We start from the raw sequence: 21,054 nt of genomic DNA on the forward strand, positions 1-21,054 counted from the left end.
AACATCGTATACAATCGGTTAATGGTCACGGTTGATCAGACTTTTCACAAGTGCGATCATATCCGCCTTTGCCTCCGCATCAAATACGCTTATATTCTCCAATATGGAAACCGCCTTTTGGGACATCTCTGACACATACTGTTTTGCAGCATCCATCCCATGCAGTGTCACATATGTAATCTTATGATTTTTATCATCGGAATGAATCGGCTTTCCAAGTACCTGCTCGTTACCAACAAGATCCAGGATATCATCCTGTACCTGAAATGCAAGTCCGACTGCATATGCCGCCTCTTCAAGCTGTGCCACAACCATATCCTCCGCACCGGCAAGATACGCGCCACACATGCAGGCCGCTGCGATTAAAGCACCTGTTTTATTCTCGTAGATGAATGCAAGCTGTGCCTCATTCATTGGCATCCCGGCGCGCTCCACATCCAAAACCTGTCCACCAACCATACCATAGATACCTGCTTTTTTTGCAAGCACGGCAAATGCCTTCTCTACATTGACATCACCCGGCTTGACAGAAAATCCCAGACAGGCTGTCTCAAATGCAAAGTTTAACAATGCATCTCCGGCTAAAATTGCCATATCCTCACCAAACTTGACATGCACGGTCGGAAGTCCTCTTCGCAGCTCATCATTGTCCATTGCCGGAAGATCATCATGAACGAGTGAATATGTATGAATCATCTCCATTGCTGCCATAAATGGACGCACCAGTGCCTCCTCCGGTTCAGCCGCAAACATATCGTAGCACAGACGGAGCATCATCGGACGAAGTCTTTTTCCACCTGCTTTTACCGCATAATTCATCGCAGCAAGCACCGTCTTCTGGTGCCCTTCTTCTGCAGGCATATATGGTTGTATCATCTGTTCAATTACCTTGGCATCATACTTCATCTAATATCTTGATCTCCTTTTCCACACCTGCCAGTTCTTCCTTGCAGGCATTTGCAAGCTGTACCCCTTCCGCATAAAACGTCATGGAATCCTTCAGATTCGTATCCGGATTTTCCAGAAGCTTATTGATTGCATCGAGCCGTGCAAATGCTTCCTCTATGTTAAATTCTTTCTTCTCATTTTCTGCCATTTTATCGTATTCTCCCTATCGTCCATCTTCACTTATATCCACGGAAACAACTGTCGCATGAATTCTGCCATCATGCAAAGTAACATCCAGCGAATCTCCTACCTGCGTCTGGCTTGCCGACATCACCGGTTTTCCCTCCGACTCGAGATAACCAAATCCTCCAATCAGTTTCGCCGTCGGTGCATTTCCATGCAATCGTGTCAACTGCAAGCATAATCGGTGTTCATAATCTTTATAGCGAAGCCCGATCTGCGCACGCAATTTCTCCTGATACTGCGCAAGCTTCTCTTGATTCTTCTCAAGCTTTGCCTTCGGATTTAAGACCGCAAGCTGCTGCATATACATCTGCAGCTTCGTCCCCTTCTCCTGCATACGCCCCTTCATACGGATGCGCATTTCTTTTTCTCCTGCTGCAAGCCGAGTCTGATATAAATTCTTCTTATTCGTCACATGATAGTTCATCGTGCGCATATACTGATGAATCAAATGTAAAATATCATCAATAGATGGCACGGCTGCCGTTGCCGCTGCCGTTGGTGTCTCCACACGAAGATCTGCCGCATCATCTGCCAGAGAAGTATCACCTTCATGTCCGGTTCCGGATATGATCGGTGTCTTCGCTGCATAGATTGCCCGAACGACCGTCTCATCATCAAACACTTCCAGATCTTCTCTCGATCCACCACCTCGTCCGATGATGATCGTATCCACGCCCATCGCATCCAGTCTGCGGATTCCCTGCACGATCAGTTCCCGCGCATTTTCACCCTGTGCTCTTGCATCACAGACAATCATCTGCACATAAGGATTTCGTTTTTTTGAAACACTCATGATATCCTTGTATGCATTGGTGCCAATTGATATTACCACCCCAACCTTCCGCGGATACTTCGGAATCGGCTTTTTGATTGCCGTGTCAAAGATACCTTCCTGTCCAAGTTTCTTTTTTAACTCTGCATATGCATCGCCATGCCAGCCGCGTTCTTCTCTCTTTTGCACTGAGACCGCATTGACACTATATTCACTCTTGACATCGTAAATAGAACAGCTTCCCCTTACGATTAGAATATCACCCTGATTAATGGGTGGAAGCTTCAGTTTCTCCACAATGCTTCTCCACACATTCACCTTGATAATTCCTTTATAAGATACTGTCTCATTCTGTCCTTCCGGTGTCGTACAGTCTTTGAGTGTGATATACAAATGCCCCGTCGGTCCCTTGCTGAAACTTGATACCTCACCTTCCAGACAGATATTCTTTAACAGGTAATCCTGTTTAATAATATTGCCTATATAAGTATTTACTTCACAGACAGAAAGAATTTTCTTTCCATTTTCTACTCTCATGGTTCCTCAACCTTTGCCAGTACCGCATTGATAAATCCGCTTGCATCCGGATTACAATATTTCTTTGCCAGTTCCACCGCCTCATTGATTGCTACGCGGAATGGTACTTCCTCGTCATAAAGCATCTCGTAGAGTGCCAGACGCAGGATTGCAAGTTCCGGCTTTCCAAGTCTGCCAATCTGCCATCCATCAGAAATCTCACTGATCTTCTCGTCGAGTGTCGGGATCATAGCAAGTATCTTATGTGATTTCTCATCGATATATGCCAGATCTTCCTCTTTTACTTTTCCTGCTTCCGTCACGGCGATATCCTCCGGATCATCCTCCGGTTCGCCGATTCTTCCTACCGAAAATCGAATCTGTTCTTCCATGTCTTCCTGACTGTTGAAAGCTGCCTTAAATACAATCAGAAAAATATTTTCTCGTATTGCTCGTCTTGTCATAATTAACCGCCTTACTCTTTATTCATTTTGATGCCGGATACAACTACATTTACAACGCGCACATGAAGACCTGTCATGTTCTCGATTGCCTGCTTTACCTTCTCCTGCACACCTTCGGATACTTTCTTGATGCTTGTACCATACTCAACTTCCAAAGAAACATCTACAACAACATTTCCATCTGTAATCTCTACTTTCACACCATTGGCAAGATTCTTCTTACCAAGCTTCGCTACAAGTTCCTTGGAGATATTACCTGTCAGCTTGGAAACACCTTCTACCTCGATTGCCGCAATTCCTGCGATGGATGCCACCACGCCATCAGCTATACTGATTTTACCAATCTTTTCTTCTTCATTTATCATATCGCTCATAATTGCCTCCTTATCATATTCTTCTATGTTTCTATATCATTGCATATGTAAAATATTATACCCAATTTGTGCATATTATGCAACCAAAAAGCCCTGCATCCCTGCAAGGCTTTTCATAAAATACTGAAATATTATTACTGCGCAAGTGTAATTACAATTTCTTCCACTGCACATCCGGTCTTTCTTGTTACAACATCCTCAACCTGTGCCCGTTTTTCGTCCGGCAGATCCGTACAATTTAAAACGACATCCACACTTCCATCCCCAATCGATACGATTGCATCTCCAAATCCTTTCGCTGCAAGAATAGCCTCTGCCTCCTGCTCTTTTTCCGCATCTTCTGTCAGCTTCACATATGCATTCGTCGCTTCCTGCACCGCTTGTGCATCCATCCCATCGCCATTGATGATCTCAAGCAGATTCTCCTTATTCTGGCTCCGGCTCTGCTCCCGGTTTAATTTAATCGACACAAAATTATTTGCTGCATTCGCAGAAGTAAGTACCGCTTCTCCGATTTTATCTTCCGCTGAATTTAATTCGATATATTCATCTTCGGAAAGCTCTGACACGGTCAGCTCCCCGGAAACAATTTCTGCCGGTTTTGCATCCGTCATCGTCTGCAGCTGTTCTTCCGCAAATGCAGATTCTGTCGGCTGCGACTCTCCCGGCGCTAAATCCAGCTTATTTCCGGAGAAATTTATGTAGCCCGCTACACCAAGTAATACCGTGAGTGCCCCAATGATAATCTGGTTTCGTTTCATGGTTTTCTTTTTCATAAAACCCTCCCTAATTTTTTACCAAAACCGCCACTTTATGTGCCGGCAGATCAAATAATGCGCACACTGCCAAAGTAATATCTGCAATTGTTGTATCCGAGACCACTTCCCGTCTGACCGTGATCAGCACACCTGTAATCGTCTCTCCCACGCTTGAACCATAATAGGTCTGCTTATGCTCTCCTGCATAGATCAGCACGTCAATCATGTCCTCTCCATAGGTATCCGTCAGCAGTGCCCGCAGACGATCTTCATAGGAATTGACGGTCTCTGTTGTAGCGACTGTTCCCACCGTTCCCATGTTCAACGACTTTTGCGGCATCACAATCACCAGCAGCAAAATACCACACAATACAACCAGAATCACCTTGTTCCATTTTTCGTTTTTCTTGAATTTCCACTCCATATTCTCACCGTCTTACTACATATATACGAACATCATCCAGATTATAGACATCTGAAATGTATTTTTTTATTTCTTTTTCCATATCATCTGTTGCCATATTATTGGTCAGATAGATCGTACATTGCAACAAGGTTCCTTCTGTATCGGTAATAATTGCAACATCTTCCACCGGATATGATGCAAGTTCTTTTTTTATTCCCTCCCGAAATCCCATACCATAATAATCCGTAATACTTCCGCCAACACCTGCCGCTGACTCCTGACTCTCAATATGAGAAAACTCATTTAACAACTCCTGCAGATCTCCACTTCCAAAATCGAACAAAAATTTCAACGGACTTGCCAGAAGCACGATTACAACCAGTCCGATAAAATAACGAATATATTGTTTATACTGGTTTGATGGTGCCATATGTGTGACAATCGTCGCCAGCAATAAATAAAAAATCAGACTTTTCATCCACCCAAACAGCACCTGCTCACCCTCCTGTTCCATTCGTTACACCTGTCATAATCGCAAGTGTAATGATAAAAAGCACCAATGCACTTGCAAGTGCCTGCATCAGCATTCCAATTCCATGTGCCAGCGCCGCCGTACCATCTACATAACGCTTATCTCCCATCGGCTGGATCAGTGCCGTGGTGATCCGCACGGTAAACATCAACAAAAAAAGTTGAATCACTGGTGCCAGACAGATACCTGACAAAATTAAAATTCCTGCAACGCCGATACTGTTTTTAATAATCATTCCGCAAGCCAGATATGTTCCGGCAAGCACCGATACAACACTTCCCGGAATCGCTGTCAATGCACGATTGACCGCCGATTTTCCAATTCGATCCATCTGTGGCTCCAGCAGACCTTTAATCACATTTAGTCCGATGACGACGACTATGATTGTCCGCAAAATCCATTTTATCAGGCTTTGCACAAGCTCACACAGCTTTGAAAAACTGTCTTCCTTTTGCAGATTGTTGACCAGAGATACGATTACATAAAATTCGATCAGCGGCAGCACCAGACGTATGATAACTGCCTGAATCAACCAGATACCGATCAATACAAGGTTGTAGGTTCCGCCTGCAGTTGCAGCATGTCCGACAAACTGCAGGACAAGCAGAAATGCAGGCACCAAAAGCCGAACCGCAACCAGCACTTTGTCAAGCGCGGCAAGCGTAATGGTATATGCCATAGAAAACGAAGTCAGAAGCAGCGAAGTCATTAGCATATACGTAATATAAAATCCGTTCTCACTGATAAACCCGCCAGCAAATGAATTGGACAGATTCACAAAGATACTTCCAATCAGCACAATTCCAACCAGTTCCAAAAGCAGGCTTTTATTCTTCTGCAGCTCTCCGAAGAACACCTGGCTGATCGTTGCAAACAATGCTGAAAAAACAGATTTGCTATCCCCTTCCACCTGTTTTTTCACCATCTCTGAAACAGGCATTGACGTTGCAATCCCCTCCTGATTTAGGGCACGCTCCAGCTCGTCCAGATTTAACTCTTCAAAAATAACATCATAGATAGATGAGGTATTCTCTTCCGTTGTTGCAGAAATGTTTTCTGTCACAGTCTCTGTCTCCTCAGACAGGTTATCCGGCTCCCGCCCTAATTCCGTTGTAACAGCCTGTTCTCCTGTCTCCTGTGCATACAAAACCCGTATACCAGAGTGTAAAAAAAGAAAAATGGCCAGTATTATTACCAGCCATCTGCAAGTAAAATATGCAATTGTTCGTGTTGTCCGCCGGTCCATTCCGAAGTTCCTTCCATCAATTGATCAACGCCAAAACAGTCTGCACGACCTGCATAAATACCGGAAGTGATACCACAAGCATCGTCAATTTTCCCAACAGCTCAATCTGAGAGGCAACCGCACTATACCCGGCATCCTTGCTGATACTCGCTGCGAACTCACAGATATAGGCAATCCCAATCAATTTGACCAGAATTACCAGATAAGTACTGTCCATCCGGATCTTGTCTGTCAGTGTTTCAATGCCGGAAAGCATCACCCGCATCCGCGACACACAGATAAATAAAAGAACCAGACACACTGCAACACTGATAAATGCACTGTATTCCGGACTTTTTGATTTCAGGGACAACGCCAGGATGACTGCCACAATTGCAAACACCATTGTCACACCCAGATTCATGCTGCACCCTCCCTTAATATCTTTCTAAAATCCAAACAACGTGTTGATCTCCTGAAATAACTGATTGACATAAGGGATGATCCATGTGAGAACAATAATCAACCCAGCAAGACTGACCAGATACGCCTGATCGTCTCTTCCGGAGTGCTTCAGCACTTGATTGATCAGTGCCACAACAATCCCCACAGCTGCAATTTTAAATATCAACTGAATTGTCATCTACATTCCCCTGCATCTTCTAGATCAAGATTATAATCAACAGCACACCCACTACCGTTCCTATCACAAATGCTACCTTCATCTGTTCCTTCGATGTAGACTCCAGCTCACGGATATGTCTGCCAAGATCTGTCTGCAACAATGCAAGACCTTCCTCCTGCGCCTGCACATCCAGATACCCGATTGTCTGTCCCAGGTTATATATATATTCGATATCCTCCTTTTTCAGACCGGACTTTTCATATAACTCGTCCGCGTTTTTCATCCATATCTGATAGAAATCCGCTTCGGCGGCTCTCTCCTGCACCGGTGGCATATCCTGTATGTTCCTGAGTGATACTGAAACCGCAGACAACCAATCCGCGTACGGCGCTTTACATTTTCTCGACACACGTGTAAATACCTGTGCCAGAATATCTCTGTGATAACGTAATTCTCCTGTCAGAAAGGAAAGGATCCGGGCGAATTCCTGCATCTCTTTCACACGTCTTCGAATTCCCATCGCCCGCAAGATTCCCATTGCCGTACAACCGCCAAACACCAAGGTCATCCCGATCAGTTTGCAACCGAAAGTGAACCAATGTATAGCTCATTACCCCTCTCGTCAAAAATAGATTCCACCGTTCCGATTCCTGCACTGTTTCCAAGCACGATATACCGTTCAAACACTTTCTCTTCCACTAATTTCCGCAGTACCGGCCGTGTGCGGATATCATCGATGGAATCTCCATGGATTGTTGCCAGAATTCCACAACCACAATTGATTACATACGAAATCGCATCAATATCATCCCTGCTTCCGATCTCATCCACAGCAATTACCTTCGGACTCATCGACCGAAGCAGCATAAGCATTCCCTCTGCTTTCGGGCAGCCATCTAAAATATCTGTACGCAATCCGACATCATTTTGAGGTACTCCCATATAACAGGCGGCAAGTTCCGACCGTTCATCCACAACTCCGACATTCATGCCTCTGCAATAACTGTTCCCATCCGATATCAACCGCACCAGATCGCGCAGAATCGTCGTCTTTCCACATCCCGGCGGCGATATGATGAGCGTATGCAGCAGTCTGCCCTCTTTAATCACATACGGCAGCAGCCCCGAAGCACACCCTTGAATCTGATGTGACACACGAATATTAATAAACGATATATGTTTCACGTTTTTAACTCTCCCATGTTCCAATACAACCTGACCGGCAACACCCACGCGATGCCCGCCACACACTGTCACAAACCCCTGTCTCACTTCATCCTCATATGCATATAACGAATAATCGGTGACTGCATCCAGAATTGCCCGGATATCATCTGCAGTCACACGATATGCTTTTTTTCGATCCAGTGTCAGCCCCCCACAGTTCTGCACAAAATATTCTCCCTGTTTAAATACAAGGATCAGCGGCTCACAAATACGAAACCGTAATTCTATCAGGGAGTTATAATCTATATCAATCTGATTCATTATGTACCGAACACAAGGGGGAAGCAATTTAATAATTTCATTTTTCACAGCATTCACCCCTATCTTATATATATGCGGGATACAGAAATATATGATTGGAAAATGTAGATTTCATCTGGATTACAGATCACACTATCACGCCTATCGGCTCAGTATGTATAAAAAAGGCACGTCCCGAACGGAACATGCCTTTGATCATTTTGATTAAATTTGAAATTCAAATTACTTTGCTCTTGAAAGATATTTTCCTGTACGTGTATCAATCTTAATAATCTCACCCTGATTGATGAACAGAGGAACATTCAATGTTGCGCCTGTCTCAACTGTACATGGCTTTGTAGCGTTTGTAGCTGTATTTCCTGCTACGCCCGGCTCACACTCTGTAATCTCAAGTTCTACAAAATCCGGACCTTCCACTGCGAATACATTACCTTCGTAGATAGAAATCTTACATGTCATACCTTCCTTAACAAACTTCATAGCGTCACCGATTACACTCTCATCAACAGGGATCATCTCGAATGTCTCCTGATCCATGAAGTAATACAAGTTACCATCTCTGTAAGAGTAGTCCATATCCTTACGCTCGATGTAAGCGGAATCGAACTTTGCTGTAGGGTTGAAACTTGTCTCTCTGATTGCACCTGTAATAATATTCTTATACTTTGTACGGACAAACGCAGCACCCTTACCTGGCTTTACATGCTGAAATTCTATTACCTGACAAGGCTGACCATCACATACAAAAGTCACACCATTTCTGAAATCACTTGCTTCCATAATTATCCTCCTAAAATAACATATACGTTCGAAATTAAATACATTCAGTATCTTTGATATTTTAATATACCTAATAAAAATTTTCAATAACTTTTCTGGATTTTTCTTATTTTTTCATATTTTTTATATTCAATTTACATTTTTTGTATAATGTTCACACTTTGTTCACTTGAAATAGTTTGCCAAAATCCGGAAATTATAGTATGCTAAACATAAATCGTTACAAAAGTCGTGATATAATTATGAACACTGGTACAAAAATCTACCTGTACCGAATCACATAATCTCATACATCACATATACTCTATTTAAAAATCAAGTAAGGAAGTGAATATATGAATCAACAGGAATTTTCAGCAGTCACACCGGAGTTTGAGCGTTTGGCAAAATTATGTGAAAGCCATGATGTGATTGATCCCGAATTGTATACAAAATATCAGGTAAAACGTGGGCTACGTGATTTAGATGGCAAAGGAGTACTGACCGGACTTACAGAAATCTCCACAATCATCTCCTCCGAGGAGGTAAATGGTGTCACAATACCAGTCGATGGTCAGCTCTACTACCGCGGAATTAATATTTATGATCTGGTCAGGGGCTTTACTTCCGAGAAGCGTTTTGGTTTTGAAGAAACCGTATATCTACTGCTCTTCGGTGAGCTGCCGAATAAAAAAGAGCTTGCAGATTTCAACACGCTGCTCGGTTCCTACCGGAAGCTGCCTCATTATTTTGCAAGAGATATTATATTAAAAACACCGACACCCGATATCATGAATGCCCTTGCGAAAAATATCCTCACACTCAGTTCTTACGATACAAACGCCATGGATGTCAGCATCCCGAACGTCCTTCGCCAGAGCATTGAGCTGATTGCGAATTTTCCAGCGCTTGCTGTGTACTCGTATCAGGCATACCGCCACTACGAGCTTGGGAAGGGACTTTATATCCACCAGACAAAGCCGGAGCTTTCCACTGCCGAGAATATTCTGCGCCTCCTGCGTCAGGATAAATCTTATACCGATACCGAGGCAAAGGTGCTCGACTTAGCGCTCGTGCTCCATGCTGAGCATGGCGGTGGTAACAACTCCACATTTACAACACACGTTGTTACCTCTTCCGGAACAGATACATATTCTTCAGTTGCCGCTTCCCTTTGCTCTTTGAAGGGGCCAAAGCACGGCGGTGCCAATGTCAAGGTAAAGCGTATGTTTGACGATTTGAAGGAACACGTCCGTGACTGGGATGATAAAGATGAAATCCGTCAGTATCTGTGCGATATTTTGGACAAGAAAGCTTTCGATCGTTCCGGACTGATCTACGGAATGGGACATGCCGTATACTCCATCTCCGATCCACGTGCGAATGTATTCCAGACTTTCGTCGGAAAACTGTCCGAGGAAAAGCACAAAGAAAAAGAATATAAGCTTTATATGGATGTCGCTGAGATTGCGAAGGAAGTCATCGCAGACAAGCGTAAAATCTATAAGGGTGTCAGCCCAAACGTCGATTTCTACAGTGGCTTCGTCTACACAATGCTTGATCTGCCGGAAGAACTCTTCACACCGATGTTCGCCGTTGCCCGTATCGCCGGCTGGAGCGCCCACCGTATCGAAGAGCTGATCAATGCCAACAAGATCATCCGCCCGGCTTACAAGTCGATTGCGGAAAACCGTGCATATACACCGATTGCAGAGCGGTAAGATAATAGTTTGTTTATTTGTAAATAATACGAGACATAGTTTATTACAAATTTCACGCAGACACGTTCGCACTCATAGAAACACATAGCGGATACTAAATTCGTGCTTACGCACTCATTAAGTACCGATGTGTTTCTAATGGTCTGCTTAGAAATTGTAATAATTTATGTCTCTTACTTTTTCTTTATTTTTTGATGGTTTTCCGTTATAATCCCTTTTCTTTCAGCTTCGCCACAAGCTGCACGTAAAATTCCCGCACATCAAATCCCGGAATATCTTCGCGGTTCAAGTCAATCACATCCCCATGCGAGATTCCACGCTTGCCCTTTACAGTCAGGAACTGGTAGTCTTCTCCCCATGCAAAAGACTTTTCTCCAACCAGACCATCATTCGGTCCGTCAAACCGCTTAACAAGCAGATACGACAGATTGAGCGGGAATCGTCCGGATGATGGGCGGTTCAATTTCGAGCCAAAAGACTGGTAATAAATCCCCGGTACATTCTTGACTTCTTCATTGAAGCTTGCACAGTTCGTAGAAGTGAGATCATGCACAGCCGCCATGAAATCAGGATTCGTATCTCCAAGCTTTTCCGCGCCTGCATTGTATGCCTTTTCAATCGCCTTTTGCTGTGCCTCCGGAATCTTCTCTAATAAATAATCGGCAAATTCACAGCCTCTGTGTGGCGTGTTAATCGTCGTAAGTGAAGCAATATACTTTCCTGCCGAAGTCAGTGCGATTGCCGCCCTCGTGTCAAGTCCACCTTTGGAATGTGCGATCACATTTACCTTCTCACAGCCGGTTTCCTCGACAATCTGCCTGATACGTGCCTCTAATTCCTTTGCACTATCCCGCACAGCCGCGGCACTGTTATGGTTTCCGTAATAGATCTTCGCACCATTTTCCGTAAGCTCCGCCGGTATTCTGCCCCAGTAATTTAAGTGTTCAAAATCCCGGAAGAACACGCCATGCACCATAAGTATCGGATATTTTGTTTTACATATCTGCTTATCTGCCCGCGCAGCATTTCGCTTCGCACGCAGCTTCTCGAACTTTACTTCCCGTCTTACCGTCCGGATAATGATATGCAGCATCACCAGATGCGCAATCGGAATCCAGCCACATATAAGCCCCAACACACGCCAGCGGATTCCCAGCTGCTGTGATGTCAGATACACGCTGATCATTCCAATCCAGAATATCGTAATCTCAACCAGGAAGATAATACACAGACGGATCAGCCAGTATTTTTTCTCTACCGTAATTCCTGCCGGACCATTTGCAAACCATCGCTCATAGAATCCGCAAAAGCCAAGAATCAGATAGATAGCCGCAAGTAACGTTGTCACATAAAATATCTGCAACATGTTCTTACCGAAATTACATATCTTCAATTTTCCTGTCATTATTTTCTCCTATCGGCATCTACCCTTGCAGTCCTGCTGACTGACGGATCATATCCTCAACAACAATATCATAAATCTCGCCAACTGTGTTGCAATACTCCAGCACCTTCCAAGGCTCATTCGTATGAAAATGAATCTTCACCAGATCCTCGTCTCCAGCCGCAATCAAGCTGTTTCCCTCGATATGATCCGTGATATAATCTGCGATCTCATCCTCGTCCAAATCCTTATCTCTCCGGTCGATCAGCAACTGCGTATCATACCGATATGCAAACTGATCATCCTCTGCATCAATTGAATTCATTCCCATGTTTGTTTCCTCCATTTTTCAATCTTTACTCTGCTTCGGTTATTTTCTTCGCAAGCACATGACTTCTCCAATTCCAGCGTAGCCGCTCCTAGGTCAGCAATAACCAGCTTGCAGTACTACCTGCGTCGCTCCAGCTTCGTGGCCCGCATCATATAGCTTACATTGTTCACAAGCAGGATCATACATACATATACAAATCCCATAATATCTGTCTTAAACAAAAATGTAAAGATAAATGTGACAATACACAAGATCAGGCATACCACATTTGTGCTCAAAAATGCCTGATATCCCGCTCGATATGCAATCAACCGCTCTGCTTCATCACAAGAACTCATCCACACCTTATGAAACTGGAAGTCTAATGCATTTCCACGTTTTTCCGGATTTAACTTTTTCTCAATATCAACTGTAAGTTTTGGAATCAGAGTCTCGACTGCCATTGTTATTACAAACAACGCAACTGCAATCAACCACATCGCGGATTGATATCCACCAGCTTTTCCATATCCTTTTTCTACGTCATATAAGAAGCAAAAGAACAAGCAAAGTTCAATAATTGAAAAAATATTCGACAAAATCATCGGCACATTCAATTTATCCTCCAACGTATCCCACAGATCATCATTTTCACGATCCTTCTGTAACTGATTATATAAATTATTGCATCTTGCATACGCGATTACCGGAAGCAGGCATCCAAGAAACGATGCAGTCGCGAAAAGTATCGGAATCGCATCAAATGCAAATGATCGAATTGCTGTAACAACTGCGTCGAAATTTTGCGTCTTTTCTACCTTTCCCATGATTTTACCTACAATATATCCCGCCAAAAAACAGATTGCCAACACAGAAATTAAAATGATTAATGCCTTCTTTGTTGATTTTTCCTTCAGTTTCTTATCTTTACTCATCTTCCGCATCCTCCGTATATTCAAAGATATCTTCCACTGTCACACCACATGCTTTGGCAATCTTCAACGCTAATGTGACAGACGGCGAATAATCTCCACGCTCAATCTGACTGATTGTCTGGCGCGATGTCTGCACCAAAGCTCCCATCTCCTGTTGATTGACTCCAAGCTTCGTCCGGTATTCTTTCAAATGATTATTCAGCGGCATCGTGATTCTCCTCTCCATCATGATATTTTGGATTCACAAAAGCAAAAGATTCCCACACCTTTTTATTTTTCGTTCCACCAAAAATCATATTTCCGTACAGACTTGCAAAGATTGCCGCATAGCAGAGAGCAAATCCAATGTTATCCATCGTCATCCAGCCAACAGCGAACCCGACAACAGCCCCAAGAAGATATCCGAATGCAACACTCTTTTTCTCCTTTGGATCCATATTCTTCTTGTAAACAAGTTCATCTCCCCACTCGATTCCAGCCCAAAATCCGTCGCTCATACAGCCTTTCATGTAATTGCGGATCATGTCTTCAATCTTATTTTTCTGGTCGGACAGTGCATCTGGCAAATACCATAAAATAAGCTTCATTGCCGCTTTGCTATCTTCAAAAATCTCTTTCAATTTTCCGACAGCTTCCTGACTCTCCATCCTCCGTTCACCCGCCATAGCTTCATTCTTCCCGGCTTCTATAAAATAATCCTCAATCCTCTCAAACACATATATTCCGACCAGTTTTTTCTCCTGATAAATGCCACACACCTTTCCGTTGCTTGCAAGCGCCTTGTCTACAGCTTTTTTTATATTCTCACCGGATGCCTCAATCGGTACTGCCTCGCCCACATGGGCGCCCAGCTGGAAATCCTCTCTATCCACACGCTTACCCTTGATCGTATAGATTTTCAGCTTCTTATCCGCTTTAACAGTTCCAATCTCCATATCACACACTCCATTCTTCCGCGCCCTTACAAAATTGCATTGCCCGGTTATTTATACTCACTCTTTTTATACTTGACAACTATTCTTGTCATTTGTGCACGATCTATATATAGCATATGACAAGTTTTCTTGTCAATATATTTTGACAACTTTCTTTGTCATTTTTTCGTTTGCTTTCCTCTACTCCGGGTGTCACCACATCGTAGGTTTTTCCGCTCGCATTCCACTCCTCACGCCCAGTTTTCTCTCCGTCACCTGCCTATTAGTTTCCGGTTTGGGTTTTCTCGCTTGCTTTTCTCTCCCCAAACCCACGCCATGGGTTTTTCCTCTCGTTTCTTACCCCACACGCCCAGTTTTCTCTCCTCCACCTGCCTATTAGCTTCCAGTTTGGGGTTTCTCGCTTACTTTTCTCTTTCTACACCCACGACGTGGGTTTTTCCGCTTGCTTCCTACTCCTCACGCCCAGTTTTCTCTCCGTCACTTACCAATCAGCTTCCAGGGTGGGTTTTCACGCTTGTTTTTCTCTTCCTGCACCCACAACGTGGGTTTTTCCGCTTGCTTCCTACTCCTCACGCCCAGTTTTCTCTCCGTCACTTACCAATCAGCTTCCAGGGTGGGTTTTCACGCTTGTTTTTCTCTTCCTGCACCCACAACGTGGGTTTTTCCGCTTGCAAACACCCGCGCACACCAATTTAATAAAATGTATCTAACCATGCGGTCAAACTCATATATAATATGTTTGGAATTTAGAAGTTCTTGATGTTCTGTTTGATACACAGCAATACCTGAACACGATGTTCAGGTAAGCCGCCACTGAGCCATGGACGGCGAATTGGCGGCGGTTGCGTGCATGTTTATTACCTATATCAGAACATCTTAGAACTTCTTAATTTCAATACATCATATATGAGTTGACCACATGGCTAGATACAAAATTAACAGGATGCGCGGGGATTCGCTCATAAAAAAACGCCACACGATTGGAAATCCCAAACGCATGGCGTTTCATAAACTCTAAATTTATTCTGCTTTTCCGATTGAAAGGAATCCATTGTCGTTCGACTGAAGCAGGAATGAAAGTCCGATCTTCTTCTTTGCTTCCTCGGTTGCAACATAGATTTCCCCGGTCTCAACCAGAGATTTTGCAATCTCAAGCACCTTATCCTTAAACATCATCATCTCACGGCGATCTCTGGAACTCAGCTTGAACAGATACTGGTTCTTCGAGCTGATCAACAGGATGCTGTAAGAATGTACGTTATTCTTTGTCTCACGCATACCGGAACCAATCATACGGGAATTTGCAATGATGATCTCAGCATTCTCGTCCGGCAGATACTCTGACAGGATCAGCTTGTAGATCTTCAGATAATCCTCCTCCTGATCTGCGCTGACCGGCATCTCCGCAACCGCAAACTCCACAACGGAATCCGCAAGCTTGATCGTACCGCCCTCGTCGTTGATCACAGCCGTACTCTCCTTCGGAACACACAGGCGGAAGAACTTGTTCTCGATAACCTTCTGTCCGCTAGTTGGCTGCTTGATTACAAGGTCTGTATACTTCTTCTCCAGCATATTCATGGAGATAATCGCACTGTCATCCCCCGTCTCCGCAATCTCACACAACTCATTATACAGATCCACGATGCCCGGTGTAATATAGGCGACCATCTCTACAATCTTCTTCACGGCCGGAACATATGCCTGCTTTGCACTGTGCATGTAAAGCTCAATCTGCTTGCTCATATCACTTGTCTTGCCAGCCTTATACTCAATTACCTTGAAGAGGTTGTCCTTATCAAAATCCTCATAACCGTTGTCGTAAGCCTTCTCAAAATACTTGATACTCTTGATCTCACCGTGATAATTCTCATCTGCCTCCTGCTGCTGGTAGATCTTACCAAGCTCGTAAGCTGCCTGATAGCTTCCCAAGCCAAGGGCTTCCAAAAATGCTTTTTCAATCTCATATGAATTTGCAATATAGAACACCTGACTCTGCTTATACAGTGCAACCTTCAATGCTGCCTGTCCGCTTCCGGCTTCTACAGAACGCTCCCATGTTTCTACTGAACGCTGCAGATCCTCGTTACCAAGCTCCTGAATATCCTTGATATACGCTTCTGCCTCCAAAATACCATTTGCCTGCGCTTCCTTGAAATACTCTAACGCCTTAATACCATCCCGCTTCGTACGAAGCACACCGTAGTAATAAAAACGTCCCAGATAGAATGCAACCCTTCGATGTCCGAGACGATGTGCTGTCTCATACCAATTGAGCGCCTTCATGTAATCCTTCATCTTCTGATCATAGATGTTACCAAGCAGGAATGCCAGATCCGGATCCTTCGTTGCATCAAACAACTGCTTTGCATAACTAATTGTCTTCTCAAGATCCTTATATGGTGAATCCTCATCGTAATACAATTCAATCAACAGATAACTAGCCTTGATACTTCCAAGCTTCAACGCCTGCTTCGCAGCCGCCATCGCCCCCTCGTAGTCCTCTAAATAATAACAATACAACGCCTCACTGTAATACTGGTTATCCTTACGGTTCAGACTCTGGTCACTAACGAGTGTCGGGTCAACAAATGCGAACGAATTCGCTGTCTCGAAGATAATCTCCTCATACTGTTCGATAATCTCCATAGATGCACATACAAAACGCATACACGCAAGCCGCTTACCCTGATAAAATGCAAAGGTTACAATACCCTTCTCCATCTCCTTGTGGTAGAATGTTGTACAGATGCCATCTGCATACTCTGTGATATATGCCTTTAACTGTAATTCCTCGTCAAATGCATCGTTACAATAACGAAGATAATTCTCCAAAGTTTTCTTGGAATCTCTTGGAATGCTGTCATAGCTTACATACATGGCAAAATCCTTGTAAGTAAGACTTGGTGCATAATATTCCTCATCGGTATCGCTGTTAATCGTCTTTACCCAGTCCTTTGGAAGCTTATGAATATATCCATCAATCTGATTATGTACATATGTATACTGATACTGCAGACGTGCCGGATCAATTGCTTTATATTTTGGTTCCTTTCCCTTCGCACGTCTTGCCTCAGCAATCTCCGTATACAGTTTGTCTTTTTCCTCAAACTCAATACTATCTGTATGCTGGCTTGCATACTCGACACGGTCATAGGCACTCTTTGCCTTCGTATCACCCATATCTGCGAGCTTCTTGTACCATGACATTGCCTTCTCGTAATCTACCGGCACTACAAAATCACTCTTATTTCCGTACTGATCAACACGATTCAAACCATTCTCATAGATATTACCCAAATTCATATAAGCAGCCTTGATTCCACACTCCGTTGCCTTCTCGAAGAATGTGATTGCTTTCGAAAAATTCTGGATATCCAGAAGCATCTGCGCAAGCTTATAGATCATCTCGCCATCTTTGCTTAAGTTTGTATATTTCTCATAGTATTGTGTTGCCTTGCTCAGATCCACATCTACAATACAATTACTATACTTACCAGTCTCATATAATTCCCCTAGAATTTTCAGCGCATCCGTTCCAAAATTCTTATAATTCGGATCCATGATTGCGATGTCAACAATCTTCTCCAATATTTCTACGGCATCCTCGGCGTTACCATTTTCCATAAGGTTTAATGCCTTATCATACTGAAGTTCTACATTGCTTTTGGCTGACTTTTTCTTGCCGCCAAGTCCGGACAAAAACGGAATCTTGCTAAAGAAATTACTTAGCTTTCCCATCTGCGATCCTCCTTTGTGGTCTTCCCCTGCATAATTATTTATATAATACCATAGTTAAAATCCTTATGCAACAAACACTACTTGACAGATTCAATATAATTTTTGATTTCTTCGACAGCAGCCTCCTCATCCGAACCATTCGCTTCAATTTCAAGAGAATCTCCATTTCCGAATCCTAAGCTCATCATTCCCATAATGCTTTTTGCATTGATTCTTCGATTCTGCGAATTGATTGTAATTTTACTCTCATACTTGCTTGCAATCTGCACGAGCACAGCCACCGGTCTTGCCTCTGCATCCGCTGGTAAATTCACAACAACTGTCTTACTAATCATTTTGGTTCCTCCTTAGCTCTTCGGCTATCTCACTTATTTTCTTCAATCTATGATTTACTCCGGACTTTCCGATTGGTGGGTTTAATTTCTTACCAAGTTCCACCAGACTCGTATCCGGCTCCTCCATACGCAGACTTGCGATTTCCCGCAAATGCTCCGGAAGAGATTTTAATCCTTTGGTCTGTTCAATATACGCGATATCCTCCATCTGCTTGACAGCGGCATGTACAACCTTATTTAGGTTTGCAGTCTCACAATTCACCCTTCGGTTGACTGAATTGCGCATATCCTTCAAAATACGTATATTTTCCATATCCATCAAGGAAACATGTGCTCCCATAATATTCAACAGATCCACGATCATGGATCCATCCTTGATGTATACTACAAAATATTTTTTTCGTTGAATCTGTTTTGGTTCAATCGCAAAATCACGAATCAGTTTTGAAATCATATCTGCCTGTTCCGCATGGTCACAGACAATTTCAAAATGATATCCCTTCTCTGGATCGGTCAATGAGCCAGTCGCCAGAAATGCGCCACGAATAAACGCCTGCTTACAACAATTCCGTTCTACCAGAATTGGATTTACGGAAAGATAATCCCCATGATCTGTAAGCTTTAACATCTGTCTTCCCTCGGGTGTGTTGATGTCCACCCCTAGAAGTGCGGTCAGCTTCATGATTTTTTCCTGTAAAATGGCATTTTCACCACGCATCATCCAGATGCTATCCCGATACACGCCAGACATTGCAATCATCGCTGAAAGCTCCGCCATCCGGCAGTGTCTGCCTGTACTGATATGAGAAAGCAATTCCGATTTTACTTTCGATGAAAACGACATATCTATTCCCCTTTCACGATACGATCCTTGCCGATATCTCTATGATACAGCCGCACCGTATATGGAAGCTTCTCTAATGTCTCGTACAGCGCATTCGCAACAGTCACAGAGCGATGCTTTCCTCCCGTACAACCAACAGAAATCACTAACTGATTCTTTCCTTCTTTAAGATAATTCGGAATCAGGAATTCCAACATGTCTGTAAGCTTTTCCATAAACAATGGATATTCCCTGCAATCCTTTACCATATCGGAAACCGGCTTATCATTTCCGGTTTGAGGCCGAAGTTCCGAAACATAATATGGATTCGGAAGGAATCGCACATCAAACACAAGATCAGAGTCTCTCGGAATTCCATATTTAAATCCAAATGACATCACAGTCACAATAATGTTATTATACTGTTTGCCTTCTACAAATATTTTTTCAATCTCATGCTTTAACTCGCGAGTCAAAAGATTGCTTGTATCTATAATATAATCTGCGCGCTGACGCAGAAACTCAATCTTCTCCCTCTCCTTGACAATACCCTCGTTGATTCTGCCATGCTTGGATAACGGATGCGCTCTACGCGTCTCCTTATACCGTTTTACAAGCACCGGTTCATTTGCATCCAGAAACAAAATCTCATACGTAAAATTTCTCTTTTTCAGAGTCTCCAAACATACTGACATCTCTCCAAGAGCCTGTCCGCTTCGGATATCCACACCGATTGCGACATTGTCAACCTCAAGCTTATCATCATGCGCAATCTCAGCAAATTTTTCAATTAACATGACCGGGAGATTGTCAACACAGAAGAATCCCATATCTTCTAACATTTTCAACACCGTTGATTTTCCAGCGCCACTCATTCCCGTTACAATAACAAATCTCATCGGATTATCCTTACCTCCGGATCCAACATCACACCGTACTTCTCGTTCACAACTTCCTGTACGTGCTGCATAACTGCAAGCACATCTGCGGCGCTTGCATGCTCCACATTGACAACAAAACCACAATGCTTCTCTGACACCATTGCACCACCGACACGATAACCTCGTAACCCACTATCGTCAATCAGCTTTGCTGCAAAATATCCTTCCGGCCGTTTAAATGTCGAACCCGCACTTGGATATTCCAGTGGCTGTTTGCTTCTTCTTGCTTCTGCCAGTTCATTCATCCGGTTCAAGATTACAGTCTTATCACCTTTTTGAAGCGCAAGCTCCACGCCTACTACAATCTTATCCGAATCAATAATACTGTGACGATAGGAAAATTCCATCTCATCACAAGTATATTTCCGACGCGTACCATCCGTAGACAACACATCTACACACGATACAATGTCCTTCATCTCACCGCCATAGGCCCCTGCATTCATCACAATGGCTCCACCAATACTTCCCGGTATTCCTGCTGCAAACTCCATACCCGTAAGGCCTGCCTCATATGCAGTTTTTGCCACTCTTGCCAGTATTGCCCCCGCCTGCGCGTATACAACCGTTCCATCCACCCGGATCTCACTCATAGCATTGCCGATCTGGATTATCATGCCCGCATAACCAGCATCTGCAAATAGAACATTACTTCCATTTCCAAGCACACAATATGACATATTATGCTTCTGGCAATAAGCAATCAGTGTCTGTATCTCATCAACATTCTTTGGAATCGCAAAATACTTTGCCGCACCACCAACGTGAAACGTCGTATGTTTTTGCATCAGTTCTTGTTCCAGAACAGTGATTCCTTTTATATCATCTATCATTAAACTCATCATATCCTCACAAAAATAACATAAAAAAGCCCAT

Annotated in this window: 25 protein-coding genes; 1 reads left to right on the forward strand and 24 read right to left on the reverse strand. The window is 43.5% G+C overall.

All coding sequences use genetic code 11. The features are described from left to right. Positions 1 to 18: 18 nt before the first annotated feature. The 14 genes from KP625_RS04860 to efp form a co-directional block, all read right to left on the reverse strand. Positions 19 to 906, reverse strand: a complete 888-nt coding sequence (locus KP625_RS04860; protein ID WP_238299609.1) for a polyprenyl synthetase family protein — start codon at positions 904 to 906, stop codon at positions 19 to 21. Continuing rightward, a complete protein-coding gene (gene xseB / locus KP625_RS04865) occupies positions 896 to 1,096 on the reverse strand; it encodes an exodeoxyribonuclease VII small subunit (RefSeq protein WP_238299610.1) in 201 nt (66 codons plus the stop codon). Before xseB ends, KP625_RS04860 begins: the two co-directional genes overlap by 11 nt. 15 nt (positions 1,097 to 1,111) lie before the next feature. Next, positions 1,112 to 2,443 (reverse strand): exodeoxyribonuclease VII large subunit, encoded by a 1,332-nt coding sequence (gene xseA / locus KP625_RS04870; RefSeq protein WP_238299611.1) that lies wholly within the window; start codon positions 2,441 to 2,443, stop codon positions 1,112 to 1,114. Then, positions 2,440 to 2,886: a transcription antitermination factor NusB gene (gene nusB, locus KP625_RS04875; protein WP_238299612.1), complete on the reverse strand. Its 447-nt coding sequence runs from the start codon at positions 2,884 to 2,886 to the stop codon at positions 2,440 to 2,442. Before nusB ends, xseA begins: the two co-directional genes overlap by 4 nt. An 11-nt stretch (positions 2,887 to 2,897) precedes the next feature. After that, positions 2,898 to 3,260: an Asp23/Gls24 family envelope stress response protein gene (locus KP625_RS04880; protein ID WP_021985002.1), complete on the reverse strand. Its 363-nt coding sequence runs from the start codon at positions 3,258 to 3,260 to the stop codon at positions 2,898 to 2,900. A gap of 134 nt (positions 3,261 to 3,394) precedes the next feature. Further along, on the reverse strand, positions 3,395 to 4,036 hold the full coding sequence (locus tag KP625_RS04885; RefSeq protein ID WP_177969647.1) for a SpoIIIAH-like family protein: 642 nt from the start codon (positions 4,034 to 4,036) through the stop codon (positions 3,395 to 3,397). 10 nt (positions 4,037 to 4,046) lie between these two features. Continuing rightward, entirely contained in the window at positions 4,047 to 4,442 is a 396-nt protein-coding gene (locus KP625_RS04890) for a hypothetical protein (RefSeq protein WP_238299613.1), read from the reverse strand. Between the two features lie 4 nt (positions 4,443 to 4,446). Next, positions 4,447 to 4,938: a stage III sporulation protein AF gene (locus KP625_RS04895; protein ID WP_238299614.1), complete on the reverse strand. Its 492-nt coding sequence runs from the start codon at positions 4,936 to 4,938 to the stop codon at positions 4,447 to 4,449. Then, complete coding sequence (locus tag KP625_RS04900; RefSeq protein WP_177969644.1) at positions 4,922 to 6,103, reverse strand: stage III sporulation protein AE; 1,182 nt, start codon at positions 6,101 to 6,103, stop codon at positions 4,922 to 4,924. The genes KP625_RS04895 and KP625_RS04900 overlap by 17 nt, the downstream gene beginning before the upstream one ends. Before the next feature lie 115 nt (positions 6,104 to 6,218). After that, positions 6,219 to 6,605 (reverse strand): SpoIIIAC/SpoIIIAD family protein, encoded by a 387-nt coding sequence (locus KP625_RS04905; RefSeq protein ID WP_238299615.1) that lies wholly within the window; start codon positions 6,603 to 6,605, stop codon positions 6,219 to 6,221. A gap of 24 nt (positions 6,606 to 6,629) precedes the next feature. Continuing rightward, complete coding sequence (gene spoIIIAC, locus KP625_RS04910; RefSeq protein WP_177969642.1) at positions 6,630 to 6,824, reverse strand: stage III sporulation protein AC; 195 nt, start codon at positions 6,822 to 6,824, stop codon at positions 6,630 to 6,632. Positions 6,825 to 6,843: 19 nt separating this feature from the next. After that, the gene (locus tag KP625_RS04915) at positions 6,844 to 7,365 is read right to left on the reverse strand and encodes a stage III sporulation protein AB (protein ID WP_177969641.1); all 522 of its coding nucleotides are present in this window, start codon (positions 7,363 to 7,365) and stop codon (positions 6,844 to 6,846) included. A gap of 14 nt (positions 7,366 to 7,379) precedes the next feature. Continuing rightward, a complete protein-coding gene (gene spoIIIAA / locus KP625_RS04920; RefSeq protein ID WP_238299616.1) occupies positions 7,380 to 8,294 on the reverse strand; it encodes a stage III sporulation protein AA in 915 nt (304 codons plus the stop codon). A gap of 222 nt (positions 8,295 to 8,516) precedes the next feature. Next, positions 8,517 to 9,077: an elongation factor P gene (gene efp / locus KP625_RS04925; protein WP_238299911.1), complete on the reverse strand. Its 561-nt coding sequence runs from the start codon at positions 9,075 to 9,077 to the stop codon at positions 8,517 to 8,519. 332 nt (positions 9,078 to 9,409) lie between these two features. Here efp and KP625_RS04930 point away from each other — a divergent pair, with 332 nt between their 5' ends. Beyond that, positions 9,410 to 10,774 carry a citrate/2-methylcitrate synthase gene (locus tag KP625_RS04930; protein WP_238299617.1) on the forward strand — a complete coding sequence of 455 codons (1,365 nt, stop codon included), beginning with the start codon at positions 9,410 to 9,412 and terminating at the stop codon, positions 10,772 to 10,774. A 205-nt stretch (positions 10,775 to 10,979) separates the two neighbouring features. Here KP625_RS04930 and KP625_RS04935 read toward each other — a convergent pair whose 3' ends face one another. The 10 genes from KP625_RS04935 to murB all read right to left on the reverse strand — a co-directional run bounded on the left by KP625_RS04935 (position 10,980) and on the right by murB (position 21,020). Continuing rightward, positions 10,980 to 12,179, reverse strand: a complete 1,200-nt coding sequence (locus tag KP625_RS04935; protein ID WP_238299618.1) for an esterase/lipase family protein — start codon at positions 12,177 to 12,179, stop codon at positions 10,980 to 10,982. 19 nt (positions 12,180 to 12,198) lie between these two features. Further along, complete coding sequence (locus KP625_RS04940; RefSeq protein ID WP_118373867.1) at positions 12,199 to 12,489, reverse strand: hypothetical protein; 291 nt, start codon at positions 12,487 to 12,489, stop codon at positions 12,199 to 12,201. A 116-nt stretch (positions 12,490 to 12,605) separates the two neighbouring features. Beyond that, a complete protein-coding gene (locus KP625_RS04945) occupies positions 12,606 to 13,403 on the reverse strand; it encodes a DUF3169 family protein (protein ID WP_238299619.1) in 798 nt (265 codons plus the stop codon). Next, entirely contained in the window at positions 13,396 to 13,611 is a 216-nt protein-coding gene (locus KP625_RS04950) for a helix-turn-helix transcriptional regulator (protein WP_238299620.1), read from the reverse strand. The genes KP625_RS04945 and KP625_RS04950 overlap by 8 nt, the downstream gene beginning before the upstream one ends. Then, complete coding sequence (locus tag KP625_RS04955) at positions 13,598 to 14,338, reverse strand: hypothetical protein (RefSeq protein ID WP_238299621.1); 741 nt, start codon at positions 14,336 to 14,338, stop codon at positions 13,598 to 13,600. The genes KP625_RS04950 and KP625_RS04955 overlap by 14 nt, the downstream gene beginning before the upstream one ends. Positions 14,339 to 15,358: 1,020 nt before the next feature. Then, complete coding sequence (locus tag KP625_RS04960; RefSeq protein ID WP_238299622.1) at positions 15,359 to 18,079, reverse strand: tetratricopeptide repeat protein; 2,721 nt, start codon at positions 18,077 to 18,079, stop codon at positions 15,359 to 15,361. Positions 18,080 to 18,156: 77 nt separating this feature from the next. Then, positions 18,157 to 18,414 (reverse strand): HPr family phosphocarrier protein, encoded by a 258-nt coding sequence (locus tag KP625_RS04965; RefSeq protein ID WP_238299623.1) that lies wholly within the window; start codon positions 18,412 to 18,414, stop codon positions 18,157 to 18,159. Continuing rightward, the gene (whiA, locus tag KP625_RS04970) at positions 18,407 to 19,258 is read right to left on the reverse strand and encodes a DNA-binding protein WhiA (RefSeq protein ID WP_238299624.1); all 852 of its coding nucleotides are present in this window, start codon (positions 19,256 to 19,258) and stop codon (positions 18,407 to 18,409) included. Before whiA ends, KP625_RS04965 begins: the two co-directional genes overlap by 8 nt. 2 nt (positions 19,259 to 19,260) lie before the next feature. After that, entirely contained in the window at positions 19,261 to 20,136 is an 876-nt protein-coding gene (rapZ, locus tag KP625_RS04975; RefSeq protein WP_238299625.1) for an RNase adapter RapZ, read from the reverse strand. Next, the gene (gene murB / locus KP625_RS04980) at positions 20,133 to 21,020 is read right to left on the reverse strand and encodes a UDP-N-acetylmuramate dehydrogenase (protein WP_370641420.1); all 888 of its coding nucleotides are present in this window, start codon (positions 21,018 to 21,020) and stop codon (positions 20,133 to 20,135) included. Before murB ends, rapZ begins: the two co-directional genes overlap by 4 nt. Positions 21,021 to 21,054 lie beyond the last annotated feature (34 nt).

The sequence above is a fragment of the Eubacterium sp. MSJ-33 genome, from assembly GCF_022174665.1.
Classification (GTDB): domain Bacteria; phylum Bacillota; class Clostridia; order Lachnospirales; family Lachnospiraceae; genus Coprococcus_C.

Coding starts and splice junctions, on each gene's coding strand:
- KP625_RS04965 (WP_238299623.1), bottom strand. CDS start 18,414: ATGATTAGTAAGACAGTTGTTGTGAATTTACCAGCGGATGCAGAGGCA.
- KP625_RS04905 (WP_238299615.1), bottom strand. CDS start 6,605: ATGAATCTGGGTGTGACAATGGTGTTTGCAATTGTGGCAGTCATCCTG.
- KP625_RS04890 (WP_238299613.1), bottom strand. CDS start 4,442: ATGGAGTGGAAATTCAAGAAAAACGAAAAATGGAACAAGGTGATTCTG.
- KP625_RS04945 (WP_238299619.1), bottom strand. CDS start 13,403: ATGAGTAAAGATAAGAAACTGAAGGAAAAATCAACAAAGAAGGCATTA.
- KP625_RS04895 (WP_238299614.1), bottom strand. CDS start 4,938: ATGGAACAGGAGGGTGAGCAGGTGCTGTTTGGGTGGATGAAAAGTCTG.
- KP625_RS04930 (WP_238299617.1), top strand. CDS start 9,410: ATGAATCAACAGGAATTTTCAGCAGTCACACCGGAGTTTGAGCGTTTG.
- KP625_RS04860 (WP_238299609.1), bottom strand. CDS start 906: ATGAAGTATGATGCCAAGGTAATTGAACAGATGATACAACCATATATG.
- KP625_RS04885 (WP_177969647.1), bottom strand. CDS start 4,036: ATGAAAAAGAAAACCATGAAACGAAACCAGATTATCATTGGGGCACTC.
- xseB (WP_238299610.1), bottom strand. CDS start 1,096: ATGGCAGAAAATGAGAAGAAAGAATTTAACATAGAGGAAGCATTTGCA.
- whiA (WP_238299624.1), bottom strand. CDS start 19,258: ATGTCGTTTTCATCGAAAGTAAAATCGGAATTGCTTTCTCATATCAGT.
- murB (WP_370641420.1), bottom strand. CDS start 21,020: ATGAGTTTAATGATAGATGATATAAAAGGAATCACTGTTCTGGAACAA.
- spoIIIAC (WP_177969642.1), bottom strand. CDS start 6,824: ATGACAATTCAGTTGATATTTAAAATTGCAGCTGTGGGGATTGTTGTG.
- KP625_RS04935 (WP_238299618.1), bottom strand. CDS start 12,179: ATGACAGGAAAATTGAAGATATGTAATTTCGGTAAGAACATGTTGCAG.
- KP625_RS04940 (WP_118373867.1), bottom strand. CDS start 12,489: ATGGGAATGAATTCAATTGATGCAGAGGATGATCAGTTTGCATATCGG.
- KP625_RS04950 (WP_238299620.1), bottom strand. CDS start 13,611: ATGCCGCTGAATAATCATTTGAAAGAATACCGGACGAAGCTTGGAGTC.
- KP625_RS04955 (WP_238299621.1), bottom strand. CDS start 14,338: ATGGAGATTGGAACTGTTAAAGCGGATAAGAAGCTGAAAATCTATACG.
- spoIIIAA (WP_238299616.1), bottom strand. CDS start 8,294: ATGAATCAGATTGATATAGATTATAACTCCCTGATAGAATTACGGTTT.
- xseA (WP_238299611.1), bottom strand. CDS start 2,443: ATGAGAGTAGAAAATGGAAAGAAAATTCTTTCTGTCTGTGAAGTAAAT.
- rapZ (WP_238299625.1), bottom strand. CDS start 20,136: ATGAGATTTGTTATTGTAACGGGAATGAGTGGCGCTGGAAAATCAACG.
- KP625_RS04960 (WP_238299622.1), bottom strand. CDS start 18,079: ATGGGAAAGCTAAGTAATTTCTTTAGCAAGATTCCGTTTTTGTCCGGA.
- nusB (WP_238299612.1), bottom strand. CDS start 2,886: ATGACAAGACGAGCAATACGAGAAAATATTTTTCTGATTGTATTTAAG.
- KP625_RS04880 (WP_021985002.1), bottom strand. CDS start 3,260: ATGAGCGATATGATAAATGAAGAAGAAAAGATTGGTAAAATCAGTATA.